General features: G+C 72.2%; 15 protein-coding genes. 2 read left to right on the forward strand and 13 right to left on the reverse strand.

Going from position 1 to position 12200, the window contains the following annotated elements; translation table 11 throughout:
• Nucleotides 1-569: 569 nt before the first annotated feature.
• Nucleotides 570-1595: an asparaginase gene (locus ACZ5XZ_RS12950; protein WP_468977142.1), complete on the reverse strand. Its 1026-nt coding sequence runs from the start codon at nt 1593-1595 to the stop codon at nt 570-572.
• Nucleotides 1596-1648: 53 nt separating this feature from the next.
• Nucleotides 1649-2194 carry an RsiG family protein gene (locus tag ACZ5XZ_RS12955; RefSeq protein WP_384425609.1) on the reverse strand — a complete coding sequence of 182 codons (546 nt, stop codon included), beginning with the start codon at nt 2192-2194 and terminating at the stop codon, nt 1649-1651.
• Between the two features lie 415 nt (nt 2195-2609).
• On the opposite strand from ACZ5XZ_RS12955, the gene dtd reads away from it, so the two are divergent.
• The gene (gene dtd, locus ACZ5XZ_RS12960; RefSeq protein ID WP_468977144.1) at nt 2610-3035 is read left to right on the forward strand and encodes a D-aminoacyl-tRNA deacylase; all 426 of its coding nucleotides are present in this window, start codon (nt 2610-2612) and stop codon (nt 3033-3035) included.
• Between the two features lie 47 nt (nt 3036-3082).
• Here dtd and ygfZ read toward each other — a convergent pair whose 3' ends face one another.
• The 6 genes from ygfZ to ACZ5XZ_RS12990 form a co-directional block, all read right to left on the reverse strand.
• Nucleotides 3083-4066 (reverse strand): CAF17-like 4Fe-4S cluster assembly/insertion protein YgfZ, encoded by a 984-nt coding sequence (ygfZ, locus tag ACZ5XZ_RS12965; RefSeq protein ID WP_468977146.1) that lies wholly within the window; start codon nt 4064-4066, stop codon nt 3083-3085.
• 31 nt (nt 4067-4097) lie between these two features.
• Nucleotides 4098-4535 carry a Fur family transcriptional regulator gene (locus ACZ5XZ_RS12970; RefSeq protein ID WP_468977148.1) on the reverse strand — a complete coding sequence of 146 codons (438 nt, stop codon included), beginning with the start codon at nt 4533-4535 and terminating at the stop codon, nt 4098-4100.
• Between the two features lie 46 nt (nt 4536-4581).
• A complete protein-coding gene (locus tag ACZ5XZ_RS12975) occupies nt 4582-5601 on the reverse strand; it encodes an ABC transporter substrate-binding protein (RefSeq protein ID WP_468977150.1) in 1020 nt (339 codons plus the stop codon).
• A gap of 8 nt (nt 5602-5609) precedes the next feature.
• A complete protein-coding gene (locus ACZ5XZ_RS12980; protein WP_468977151.1) occupies nt 5610-6419 on the reverse strand; it encodes an ABC transporter ATP-binding protein in 810 nt (269 codons plus the stop codon).
• The gene (locus ACZ5XZ_RS12985) at nt 6419-7462 is read right to left on the reverse strand and encodes a FecCD family ABC transporter permease (RefSeq protein WP_468977153.1); all 1044 of its coding nucleotides are present in this window, start codon (nt 7460-7462) and stop codon (nt 6419-6421) included. Before ACZ5XZ_RS12985 ends, ACZ5XZ_RS12980 begins: the two co-directional genes overlap by 1 nt.
• Before the next feature lie 251 nt (nt 7463-7713).
• A complete protein-coding gene (locus tag ACZ5XZ_RS12990; protein WP_468977156.1) occupies nt 7714-8301 on the reverse strand; it encodes a heme-binding beta-barrel domain-containing protein in 588 nt (195 codons plus the stop codon).
• A gap of 307 nt (nt 8302-8608) precedes the next feature.
• Here ACZ5XZ_RS12990 and ACZ5XZ_RS12995 point away from each other — a divergent pair, with 307 nt between their 5' ends.
• Nucleotides 8609-8974: a DsrE family protein gene (locus tag ACZ5XZ_RS12995; protein ID WP_086718474.1), complete on the forward strand. Its 366-nt coding sequence runs from the start codon at nt 8609-8611 to the stop codon at nt 8972-8974.
• A 101-nt stretch (nt 8975-9075) separates the two neighbouring features.
• Here ACZ5XZ_RS12995 and ACZ5XZ_RS13000 read toward each other — a convergent pair whose 3' ends face one another.
• From ACZ5XZ_RS13000 to ACZ5XZ_RS13020, 5 genes are all read right to left on the reverse strand, one after another.
• Complete coding sequence (locus ACZ5XZ_RS13000) at nt 9076-9363, reverse strand: DUF3099 domain-containing protein (RefSeq protein WP_384424758.1); 288 nt, start codon at nt 9361-9363, stop codon at nt 9076-9078.
• A 153-nt stretch (nt 9364-9516) separates the two neighbouring features.
• Nucleotides 9517-9804 carry a DUF1416 domain-containing protein gene (locus ACZ5XZ_RS13005; RefSeq protein WP_030660503.1) on the reverse strand — a complete coding sequence of 96 codons (288 nt, stop codon included), beginning with the start codon at nt 9802-9804 and terminating at the stop codon, nt 9517-9519.
• 41 nt (nt 9805-9845) lie between these two features.
• The gene (locus ACZ5XZ_RS13010) at nt 9846-10691 is read right to left on the reverse strand and encodes a sulfurtransferase (RefSeq protein WP_468977159.1); all 846 of its coding nucleotides are present in this window, start codon (nt 10689-10691) and stop codon (nt 9846-9848) included.
• Nucleotides 10692-10937: 246 nt separating this feature from the next.
• Nucleotides 10938-11045, reverse strand: coding sequence for an Ms5788A family Cys-rich leader peptide (locus ACZ5XZ_RS13015; protein ID WP_384424762.1), 108 nt, complete (start codon nt 11043-11045; stop codon nt 10938-10940).
• 215 nt (nt 11046-11260) lie between these two features.
• Nucleotides 11261-11956 carry an LmeA family phospholipid-binding protein gene (locus ACZ5XZ_RS13020; RefSeq protein ID WP_468977161.1) on the reverse strand — a complete coding sequence of 232 codons (696 nt, stop codon included), beginning with the start codon at nt 11954-11956 and terminating at the stop codon, nt 11261-11263.
• Nucleotides 11957-12200: the final 244 nt, after the last annotated feature.

A 12200-nucleotide genomic window follows, 5' to 3' on the forward strand; every position in this document is an offset into this window, starting at 1 on the left:
GCAGCGGTCGCGGGGCCGATGGTGGCCGGGAGTTGCCCGTCTGCTGACGGCTCCCGGCCATGTTCGGCGCGACGGGCCCTACGGGCTGGGCGAACAGATCCCGTAGGGGGTGCGAGGGCCCCCTGCGGGTCCACAACGTGGTGGGTGTGGGCGGTATTCCGGTGCGGGCGGAGATCCGGTCCGGGAGGAAACCTGGTGCGGGCGGAGACCCGGTCCGGGCGGAAGTCCGGTCCGGGAGGAGACCCGGTGCGGGCGGAGACCCGGTCCGGGCGGAGACCCGGTCCGGGCGGAGACCCGGTCCGGGCGGAAGTCTGGTCCGGGTGGCATTCCCGTCCGGGCAGGAATCCGGTGCGCGGGGGAAATCCGGTCCGGACGGTATGCCGATGCGGGCGAAACCCGGTCCGGGCGGCAACCCGGTCCGGGCGGATGCCTGAGATTCGGGCGGAGACCCGGTCCGGGCGGATGCCTGAGATTCGGGCGGAGACCCGGTCCGGGCGGGAATCCGGCCCGCGCGGAAACCGGCACGGGTCGTGTGATCCGGTCCGGGCGGACGCGTCCCCGCGCCCCCCTCAGAACGCCGCTCGGATCTCGCCCACTCGTGCGCCGCCGCCCAGCAGTGGTGCGTCCTCCAGGCGGGACAGTACGGGGGAGTCGATGCCCATCTGGCGCAGGGTGCGGGCCAGGATCGGGCCGAGGGTGCGGGTGGCGCCGTCGTCGATCTTGAAGGCCACGGCGCGGCCGTCCGGGAGGGCCAGCGCCTGCACGGCCTCGGCGCCCATCTTCGACAGGGTGCCGGGCATCGCCTGCATCAGCCAGGTGTCGGGGCGGCGGGTGCCGGCGACGTACTCCGGGTGGGCGCGCATCGCGTCCGCCACCCGCCGCTCCGGGGTGCCGGGCTCGGCCAGTACGAAGTGCCGGAAGGCGCGGGCCAGGCCGGTCAGGGAGAGCGAGAGCAGCGGCGCGCCGCAGCCGTCGGTGCCGATGTGGGCGACGTCCTCGCCGCTGGCGCTGCGCACGCCCTCGGCCACCAGCTGCTGCAGCGGGTGGTCCTGGTCGAGGTACGAGGCCAGCGGCCAGCCGTTGAGCGCGGCGGCGGCCAGCATCGCGGTGTGCTTGCCCGAGCAGTTCATGGCGAGGCGGTCACGGACCCGGCCCGAGGCGAGGTAGGCCTCCGCCTCCGCCGGGTCCAGCGGCAGGTCCGGCGGGGTCTGCAGATGGTCGGGGGTCAGTCCGTGCTCGACCAGCATCGTGCGGACGAGATCGAGGTGGAAGGCCTCGCCGGAGTGGCTCGCGGCGGCCAGGGCCAGCCGCTCACCGGACAGCTCCAGGCCCGCCCGCAGCACCGCCGCCGCCTGCATCGGCTTGTTCGACGAACGCGGGAAGACCGGGGCGGCCACATCGCCCAGCGCCGATTCCACGCTGCCGTCGGCCGCGAGCACCACCAGCGAGCCACGATGGCGGCCCTCGACGAAACCGGAACGCACGACCTCGGCGAGGACGGGAGAAACCGGAGAAGCCGGGGAAGCCGGAGCAGGCACGGAAGCGGCGGACGCCGGGGTCGGCGCGGGGATCGGGGTGGGCGAGGACGAGGTCATCGGCGGCCTTCCGGGTGGGGGAGTGACCTTCTGGCCCCGAGCTTGTGGCCCGTTCAGGACAGCAGGTCGTCTACTTGTGCTTCGCCTTCACGGTACCTGCGGGCGATTTCCGCGCTGCACTCGTCGGTGGTCCGCTGCAGCGACTGACGGCGCTGCGAGACCTGCCGCTCGTAGCGGATCAGCCGGCCCATCGCGTCGTGCAGTTCCTGGTCCGTACGCGCGGTGAGATCGGACAGCTCCACGTCGCCGAGCATCTCGTCGGCCAGCCTGCGGTACTCCTCGCTGTGCGGGGTGCCCAGCGTCACATGCCGTGCCGAGGAGCGGTGCCGGGACGGCAGGTCCGTCAGGATCTCCGGCAGCCGGTCGAGCAGCGGTGAGTGCTGGGCGGTACGGCGGGCGATCTCGGCCCGCAGGATGTCGATCCGGCCCTGCAGCAGCCGCCGCAGATAGCTCAGATCGGCCTCCTCCTGCTGCGAGTCACGCCGCACCACCCGCAGCTCGGGCAGCCCCAGGCCGGAGAGATCGGGAATGTCGGCCGGGCGGCAGTGGTCGCGCTGCTGCGGGGGGCGGGGGTGCTGCGCCTGGCCTGCCTGGAGCATGGGGCCGTCCTCGGTGCCGGCGGGCTCGACCCGAGCCGCTGCCGTGGTCGTAGTGGTGATCGGTGCAGTAGTGGTCGGTGCCGTGGTGGTGCTCGTCGTGGAGGCGGCCGGCGGCACCGGCGGGACGGGTACCGCAGGTCCGGGGTCTGGTGCGGGGGAGGCCGGTGGTGTCCGTCCCGCCGGTGTCGTACGGGCGGTTGGTACGGGCCCGGGTGTCTGTCCGGCGCCGAGAGTGCTCATGAATCGTTCCGTCCCCTCGTCCGGTGCCGCGTCCAGGGCATGTTGTCCATGAAACGCACCACGTGCACGCATCGTGCCACTCTGGGCGGTCCTTCTGCAGGGCCATGGCACCCGAACGGCCCCTGGAGGGGCACGGCTGTCCGAAGCGGTCCGCCTGCCCGGCATCATGGCGGGTATGCGAGCTGTGGTGCAGAGAGTTGACGGCGCACGCGTCGAGGTGGCGGGCGAGACGGTCGGGGAGATCGTGGGGGAGGGCCTGTGCGTGCTGGTGGGCGTGACCCACGACGACACCCCGCAAAAGGCGGCGCAGCTCGCCCGGAAGCTGTGGTCGGTGCGGATGCTGCAGGGCGAGAAGTCCTGCTCGGACACTTCGGCGCCGCTGCTGGTGATCAGCCAGTTCACTCTCTACGGTGACGCCCGCAAGGGCCGTCGCCCCACCTGGAACGCCGCGGCGCCGGGGCCGGTCGCCGAACCGCTGGTCGACGAGGTCGTCGCCCAGCTGCGGGCGCTGGGCGCCCAGGTGGCCACCGGCCGCTTCGGCGCGCAGATGAAGGTGTCGCTGACGAACGACGGGCCGTTCACGGTCCTGGTGGAGGTCTAGGTCCGGGGCTGGGGGGTGAGGACAGCCCCCAGCCCCAGGCACCCCCTTTACGGCTCGACCACGACCTCCTGCGCCGCCGCCGTGGTCCCCGCCATCAGCTCGGCGTGCACCGGGACGTTGCGCTTGACCAGGGCCAGGGCGATCGGGCCGAGCTCGTGGTGGCGGGCCGAGGTCGTGAGGAAGCCGAGCTGGCGGCCCTCCGGGCCGTCCGCGGCCAGGCGTACGGGGGTGCCGTGCGGCGGCAGATGCACCTCGCTGCCGTCCAGGTGCAAGAAGACCAGCCGCCGGGGCGGCTTGCCCAGGTTGTGGACCCGGGCGACGGTCTCCTGGCCGCGGTAGCAGCCCTTCTGCAGGTGGACGGCGGTGCCGATCCAGCCCAGCTCGTGCGGGATGGTGCGGTGGTCGGTCTCCAGGCCCAGGCGCGGGCGGTGCGCCTCCACCCGCAGCGCCTCCAGCGCCAGCACCCCGACCGCCGGGCCGCCCGCGGCCGCGGCGAAGGACTCCAGGTGCGCGCGCGGCAGGAACAGGTCGCGGCCGTGCGCGGTCTCGCGTACGACGGTGTCCGCGGGGGTCTCGGTGATGGAGCCGGCCGGCAGATGCACCACGGCGATCTCGGCGGTGCGGTCGGCGACCTCGACCCGGTAGAAGAACTTCATGCTCTCCAGGTAGGCGATCAGCGCCTCCTGCCGGCCCGGCTCGGTGTGCAGCCAGGTCGTCTCGCCGTCGTCGACGAGGTACACGGCGTGCTCGATATGGCCGTGCGCGGAGAGGATCAGCGCCTCGGTGGCCTGGCCGGGCGGGAGTTCGCTGACGTGCTGGGTGAGCAGCAGATGCAGCCAGGTCAGCCGTTCGGGGCCGGTGACGGTGACCACCCCGCGGTGCGAGAGGTCCACGAAGCCGGAGCCGTCGGCGAGGGCGCGCTGCTCGCGGAACAGGTCGCCGTAGTGCGCGGCGACGCCTTCGTCGGGCGCCTCGGCGGGGACGGCGCCGGGCAGCGACAGCAGGGGGCTGGCGGGTGATTGTCGCAGCATGGGGCCAGCCTACGACCCGCCGGCGGTTGCCTCAGCCCTCGCCCTCCTCGGAAGCGGTGCGGCAGTTGGCGCAACGCCCGAAGATCGCGAAATGCTTCATGTCCGTCTCGAAGTCGAATTGTTCGCGCAGCGTCGCGGTGAACGGCTCGGCCACCGACAGGTCCGCCTCGATGACGTCCGTGCAGTCCCGGCACACCAGATGGATGTGGTGGTGGCGGTCGGCGAGGTGGTAGGTCGGCGCCCCGTGCCCGAGGTGGGCGTGGCTGACCAGGCCGAGCTCCTCGAGGAGCTCCAGCGTCCGGTAGACGGTGGAGATGTTCACCCCGCCCGCCGTCTTGCGCACCTCGGTGAGGATGTCGTCCGGGGTGGCGTGCTCCAGTCTGTCCACAGCTTCCAGCACGAGCTGACGCTGCGGGGTCAGGCGGTAGCCGCGCCTGCGGAGGTCGCTCTGCCAGTCGGTGGTCACCACACAGCCAGTGTAGGAGGCCGGGCGCGGGCGTGTACGCCCCGCCGCGTCAGCCGCCCGCCCGTACGCCGCGCAGATAGCGGGCGAGCGCGCTGACGGCGGCCGGGTTGCGGGGGCTTTCGACCAGATCGGCGTAGTCCATGACGTAGATCCGGTCGTTCTTGACGGCCGAGACGTTCGCCAGCGGCGGGTAGGACTTCAAGAACGCCTTCTTCTGCGCGCCGGTGGGGGTGCCGTAGTCGTTGACGACGATGACGTCGGGGTCGCGGGCCACGACGGTCTCCCAGCCCACGGTCGTCCAGGAGTCCTTGAGGTCCTTCATCACATGGTCGCCGCCGGCCTTGGTGATGATGTCGTGCGGGCCGGCGTACCTGCCCGCGGTCAGCGGCTTGTCGCGGCCGTCGTCGTAGAGGAAGACCGAGGGGCGGCGGGAGGGCGCGGGGGCCTTGGCGGCGGCCTCGGCGACCTGCGCGCGGTACTTCTTCACCAGGGCGGCGGCCCGGTCCTCGACGTGGAAGATCTTCCCGAGGTTCTCCAGGTCGGCGTAGAGCGCTTCCAGGGGCGGCATGACGCCGCGGGAGCCGCCGGAGGTGCCGTTGCGGCAGGACTCGGTGAGTACGTAGCTGCCGATGCCGAGCTTCTTCAGCGATGCCGGGGTGAGGTTGTTGTCCTCGCCGAAGCCGTAGTTCCAGCCCGCGAAGACCAGGTCGGCCCGGGCGTCGAGGGCGATCTCCTTGGTGATGGCCTTCTTGGAGAGCCAGGGGACCTTGCGGTAGGCGTCCTTCCAGGCCACCGCGTCGATCCTGCCCCGGTAGGCGGGCATGACGTACCCGGCCATGTGGTCCTCCAAGCCGAGCGCGAACATGATGTCGGCGATCCCGACGTCGTTGGTGACCACGCGCCGGGGCGCCTTGTGGTAGGTCGTGGGCACACCGCAGTTGTCGACGGTGACCGGGTAGTGGCCGTCGGCGGCCCGGCCGGCGGCGCGGTCCGGGGCGACCTCGGCCCCGCAGCCGGTCAGCGTGAGGGCGAGGACGGCGAGCAGGGCGGCGGGGCGGTGGATGCGCATGGTGGTCCTCACGGGGCGGTCGGGGCGATGCGGTCGAAGAGCAGCTGCACGGCGCCGGATTCGGGGTGTGTGACGCGGTGCGCGCGGACGTGGAAGACCTCGGCGAGCAGGTCCTCGGTCAGCACGTCGTGCGGGGCGCCGGAGGCGACGATGCGGCCGCCGGTGATGACGTACAGCTCGTCGCAGTGGACGGCGGCCAGATTGAGGTCGTGCAGGGCGGCGAGCACGGTCGGGCCGCCCGGCGACCCGTCCCCGGCGCGCCCCCAGTCCCGTACCAGCGCCAGCACCTCCAACTGCTGGGCGATGTCGAGGTGGTTGGTGGGCTCGTCGAGCACCAGCACCCTCGGCTGCTGGGCCAGCGCGCGGGCGATCAGCACCCGCTGCTTCTCGCCGCCGGACAGGCTTGTGAAGCCGCGGTCGGCCAGATGGCCGGTGCCGGTCCGCGACAGCGCCGCCGCGCAGATCTCCCGGTCGGCGGCGCCGGGGCGCCCGGAGCCGCCGCGCTGGTGCGGCAGCCGCCCCATCGCGACGACCTCGGCGGCGGTGAAGTCGAAGTCGGTGGCGGTCTCCTGGGGCAGCACGGCCAGGTGCCGGGCCTGCTCGCGGGCGGTCATGGCGGCCAGCTCGGCGCCGTCCAGCCGTATGGTGCCGGCGGCCGGACCGAGCGCGCGGTAGACGCAGCGCAGCAGGGTGGACTTGCCGCTGCCGTTGGGGCCGACCAGCCCGATGAACCGGCCGCTGCCCGCGCGCAGGGTGATGTCGGACAGGAGGCGGACGCCCGCCACGTCCACCGAGACGTCCTCGATGTCGACCCGCATCAGGCACCGCCCGAGAAGCTGTAGCCGCGCCGCCGCATCAGCACGACGAAGCAGGGCACGCCGATGACGGCGGTGATCACCCCGACCGGCAGTTCGACGGGCGCCAGCAGCACCCGGGACAGGGCGTCCACCCACACCAGCAGCACCGCCCCGAGCAGCGGTGCGACGGCCAGCACCCGGCGGTGGTCGGCGCCGACCAGCATCCGGGCCACATGCGGCACCATCAGCCCGACGAAGCCGATCGCGCCGCTGACCGCGACCACCGCGCCGGTGACGGCGGCCGAGATCACGAACAGTTCGCGGCGCATCCGTCCGGCGTCCACACCCAGGGCGGCGGCGGTCTCGTCGCCCATGGCCAGCGCGTTCAGCCGGCCCGCGGTCAGCAGCAGACGGACCAGCGCGGCGGCCACCGCGACCGCGGCGATCGGCAGCGAGCCCCAGCCGGCCCCGCTCAGGCTCCCCAGCAGCCACATCATCGCCGAGCGGGCCGCCTCGCCGCGGTCGGCGGTGAAGACCATCAAGGTGGTCAGGGCGGAGAAGCCGTAGTACATCGCGGTGCCGGTCAGCACCAGCCGCAGCGGGGTGAGCCCGTGGGCGGTGCGGGCGGCCGCGTACACCAGGGCCATGGCCAGCAGCGCGGAGGCGAAGGCCGCCGCCGACAACGCCCAGACGCCCAGTGCGCCCAGCGCCCCGAAGAGCAGGACGGCGTTGGCGCCGACGGCCGCGCCGGAGGAGATGCCGAGGACGAAGGGGTCGGCGAGGGCGTTGCGGACCAGCGCCTGGACGGCGACGCCGATGGCGGCCAGCCCGGCGCCGACGACCGCGGCCAGCACCGTCCGGGGGAAGCGCAGCTCCCACACGATGGTGTAGGGGGCGACCTCGTCGGGCGCGATGGTGCCGCCGGTCAGCCCGGCACCGAGGTAGCGCAGCACCTGCGCCCAGCTCACCCCGGCGGCGCCGAGGCCGACGCCGCACAGCAGGGAGCCGAGGAGGACGGCGCACAGCGCGGCCACCAGGGGGGTGGTTCGGGCGGGGGGTGCCAAAAGGGGGACCTGCGCCTTCGGCTCGGGCCGCGGGCGCAGGAAAGGAGCGGCGGCCCGAGCGGCCCGGTGTGCACCGGGAGGTGCCCTCGGGCGACGGCGGCGTCCCCTCGCAGTCCACGGCGAGTTGTGAGGATCGGGCGCCGCCGCGGGCGATCGGGCTTGCGGAAGGGGGCTTCCGCTTACCGTTGCGGGTCAGCGCCGGACTCTCACCGGACTTCCCCCGCGGGGCGCGTCACACTGAAACGGGCTGGTCAGCCCTGGTACGGGGTGCCGTCCGGGTTGAAGAAGGCGACCCCGTCCGGCATGTCGTCGGGCAGGCTCTCGGCCCACTCCTTCAGGCCGGCGACCTTCTTCAGGTGTGCCGACATGTACGGGCGCAGCGGCACGTCCGGGGTGGACTTCTCGCCGACCCACATCAGGTCGCCCTTGACGTAGCCGTAGAGCCGCTTGCCGCCGCTGTACGGTCCGGAGGCGGCGGTGCGGGCGACGGCGTCGGTGGCCAGGTCGATCTGCGGCTTCTTGTCGGCCAGCTCGCCGTACCAGACCTCCACCACGCCCTGGTCGCGGATCATGACGATCTCGACCTTGCGGTCGGCGTCGACGCGCCAGTAGCCGCTCTCGGTCTCCAGCGGGCGGACCTTGTTGCCCTCGCTGTCGAGCACCCAGCTGTGCGAGGTGTATTCGAGGAAGTCACGGCCGTCGTGGGCGAAGGTGACCTCCTGCCCGAAGTTGCACTTCTCGGTGCCCGGGAAGTCCGCGACGCCGGCGCCCTCCCAGCGGCCGAGGAGGAAGGCGAGCGGCACCAGGGCCGGGTTCAGGTCGGACGGGATCTCGATCATGACAGCTCAGGCGATCTTTAGAGGGGGCAGTCGGCAGGGGTGCGTGAAGCGCTGTGGCGAAGGTCGGTGCTGGGCGGCGCGCAGGCCGGTCAGCGCTGGCCCTGGTACAGCTTCTTCCAGGTCAGACCGGCGAACGCGATCACGCCGACGCCGACCAGAACCAGCAGGGTGGTGAAGAATGCCTCAAGCACGACGCGCTCCTTGGACGGAGTGAGGGTGTAACGGACCGCCTGCGAGTCTAGTCGGCGCGGGTATCGGCGGCGCTGTGAGGTCCGCCGCGCCCCGGTGTCCGCTCTACTCTTGCCCTATGGCGAAGAAGCTCGTGATCAAGGTGACGGCGGGCGCGGACGCGCCCGAGCGGTGCTCGCAGGCGTTCACGGTGGCGGCGGTGGCGGTGGCCAGCGGCGTGGAGGTGTCGCTGTGGCTGACCGGCGAGTCGGTGTGGTTCGCGCTGCCGGGCCGGGCGGCCGAGTTCGAGCTGCCGCACGCCGCGCCGCTGCCGGAGCTGATCGACGGGATCCGCGCGGGCGGCGGGGCGATCACGGTGTGCACCCAGTGCGCGGCCCGGCGGGACATCGAGCAGAAGGACCTGATCGAGGGGGCGGGCATCGCCGGGTCACAGCTCTTCGTCAGCGAGATCATGCCGGATGACGTGCAGGCGCTGGTGTACTGACGGTGGTCCCGACGGACGCGCACCGGGCGCTGGTGTACTGACGGTGGTCCCGACGGACGCGCACCGGGTGCTGGTGTACTGAGCGCGCCCGGCCGGGCGGTCTACCGCGGATGCTTGTCGTCGCCCCGGTCGTCCAGCTCGCGCCACCAGCGGTCGGACTCGGGGTCGCCGGACTCGTCCCACCAGCGCTCGCCGGGCTCCCGCCGGTTGCCGATGATCGCCGCGATCGGCGGGATGACCATGGCGACCAGGCACATGCCCACCGCGGCCGGCACCGACCACAGCCGCACCACGCCCCAGGCCAGGACGAACAGCACCAGGCACACGCCCATCAGCACGAAGTAGCGGCGGTGGCGGCGCTCGGCGGGCGACCGGCGGCGGCTGTCCATAGCTCCACGGTAAGTCCGCGGCGAGGCGGAAAGAAGCCGCCGCGAAGGCCCGTTCCGCCCCCCCGGGCACGCCGAAGGGCCGCACCCCCGCAAAGGCGTCCAAACCTCTGGGGTGCGGCCCTCCGGCCGTACGAAGGCGCCCGAAGGCCGCCGTCAGACGGCGATGGCGACCTCCGCCAGGCCGCCCTTCTGGGCGACGACGGTGCGGTCCGCGGTGCCGCCCGGGACCAGGGCGCGCAGCGTCCAGGTGCCTTCGGCCGCGTAGAAGCGGAACTGTCCGGTCGCGGAGGTCGGAACCTCGGCGGTGAACTCTCCGGTGCTGTCCAGGAGTCGGACGTAACCGGTGACGGGCTGGCCGTCGCGGGTCACGCTGCCCTGGATCGTGGTCTCACCGGGCTTGATGGTCGAGGCGTCCGGGCCGCCGGCCTGTGCTCCACACATAGCGGTACTTCCTTGAGGGGTTCGGAGGAGAAGCTGCTTGCTTACTTGTTGGCGCCGAGCTCGATCGGGACGCCGACCAGGGAGCCGTACTCGGTCCAGGAGCCGTCGTAGTTCTTGACGTTGGTCTGGCCGAGCAGCTCGTGCAGCACGAACCAGGTCAGCGCGGAGCGCTCACCGATCCGGCAGTAGGCGATGGTGTCCTTGGCGAGGTCGACGGACTCCTCCTCGTAGAGGGCCTTGAGCTCGTCGTCCGACTTGAAGGTGCCGTCGTCGTTGGCGTTCTTCGACCACGGGATGTTGCGGGCGCTGGGCACGTGGCCGGGGCGCTGCGACTGCTCCTGCGGGAGGTGCGCGGGGGCGAGCAGCTTGCCGCTGAACTCGTCGGGGGAGCGCACGTCGACCAGGTTGAGGTTGTCGATCGCGGCGACGACGTCGTCACGGAAGGCGCGGATGGAGGTGTCCTGGGCCTTGGCCTTGTACGCGGTCGCCGGGCGCTGGGGCACCTGTGCGCCGTCGACCAGGTCGCGCGAGTCCAGCTCCCACTTCTTGCGGCCGCCGTCGAGCAGCTTGACGCTGTCGTGGCCGTAGAGCTTGAAGTACCAGTACGCGTAGGAGGCGAACCAGTTGTTGTTGCCGCCGTAGAGGACGACGGTGTCGTCGTTGGCGATGCCCTTGGCGGACAGCAGCTTCTCGAAGCCCGCCTGGTCGACGAAGTCGCGGCGCACCGGGTCCTGGAGGTCCTTCTTCCAGTCGATGCGGACCGCGTTCTTGATGTGGTTCTTGTCGTAGGCCGAGGTGTCCTCGTCGACCTCGACGATCACGACCTTCGGGTCCTCGAGGTGGGCCTCGACCCAGTCGGCGTCTACGAGGACGTCGCTACGGCTCATGTTGTTCTCCTCCGGGGCAGTTGCGGATGGGGGCGCCCCCTGCTCGTTGAGAGCTTGGGGGAGGCTGCAGACTTGCACGCGGGTACGCCGGTTATGCGCCGATCTCTTCCGGAAGGCCCGATTCATTCGAACGGGGACCAAAGTGGCGCTGAGTGGGGACTCGCGGGGACTACGGCCTGGAAGGGCCGACCGGGCGAGGGGCGCCCTCCGCTGCTTCGACAGCTCGGGGGAGGGTGCTCAAGCCCGTCAGGCAGGGCGACAGAGCATGGCGGCGACGCGACACAGGTCTACTGCCCGCCGCTTCGTGAGTACCGCCTGTCCCCGATGCCGGAGAGGGCTCCATGCGCTCTGCATGGCACCGATCGTAGGGACGCGGAGCCGGGCATGTCACCGGCGTGTCAAATGCCGAGACGTGATTGTCCGTGATGTGGGATGAGGGCCGGTGCGGGACGGGCGCGGGCGCCGGACCGGGGCCCGCGCGCCGGTGGGGGGTCTGGCGTACGGACCGGGGTGTCTCAGGAAGTGGACGGCGCGGCGGGCCGGTGGGGCGGACCGCCGCCTTGCGCCCGTCAGCCGGGGAGCTTGACGTTCTTCCCGGAGACCGAGAGGGAGATGCCGTCCGGCTTCGTCACCACCTCGTCCAGCTTGAGGTTGCCGGGCAGCCGGTTCAGCGTCCACACGTGGTCGGTCTGGGTGCGCACCTTCGACTGGCAGGTCGGCAGGGCCCTGCACATCGCCGGGATCTCGTCGGCGCGCAGCCTGACGGTGTTGCCCGAGACGCTCAGCGAGCCGGTCACCTCGACGGAGCTGAGGAGCGGCAGGTTCGGCGAGATCTTGACCCGGGGGCCGTTCTTCTCCCCGGCGTAGCTGATCTTGATGCCGCCGCCGGCCGCCTTGGTCAGGTCCGCGTACGAGATCGTGGCGCTGCCGGTGGCCGAGGCGGCGCTCTCGATGGAGGAGTAGTCGCTGGTCAGCCTGACGTCGTGGAACTGCGCGCGCAGCTTGTCCACGCGCAGCGTGCGCCCCTCGGCGCTGGCCGACATGCCCCCGAGGTCCGCGTCCACCTCGGTCAGATTGCGGCCGAGGACCTGGGTCAGGAACGGGAAGCCCTTGATGGAGACCTCCGGGGTCCGGTCGAGCCCCTGGCTGCCGCGGATCTTCTCCGCGGCCATGTCCTCGGCGAGGCTCACCGCCAGCCGGTCGCCGGCCACGAACAGCCCGCCGAATATGACGAGGATGATCAACAGGACGCGAAGTGCACGCATCGAACCACTTCCCCCACACCTGGGCCGGAACCCGGCCGGATCGTTCGGGCAGGCCCCCTGCCTGCGTTCCGGACAGACCCTAGATGACGGGGTCGAGCAAGCGGGAGCGGCGGCCGCCGCAAGGCGCAAGAAGCGCCGCGATACGGCCGGGGGGGGGGGGGGGGGGGGGGGGGGGGGGGGGGGGGGGGGTTGGGGGGAGGGGGGGGGGGGAGAGGGGGGGGGGGGTGGGGGTGGCTCCGCCCCC

It is taken from the genome of Streptomyces sp. NPDC033270 (assembly GCF_055576575.1).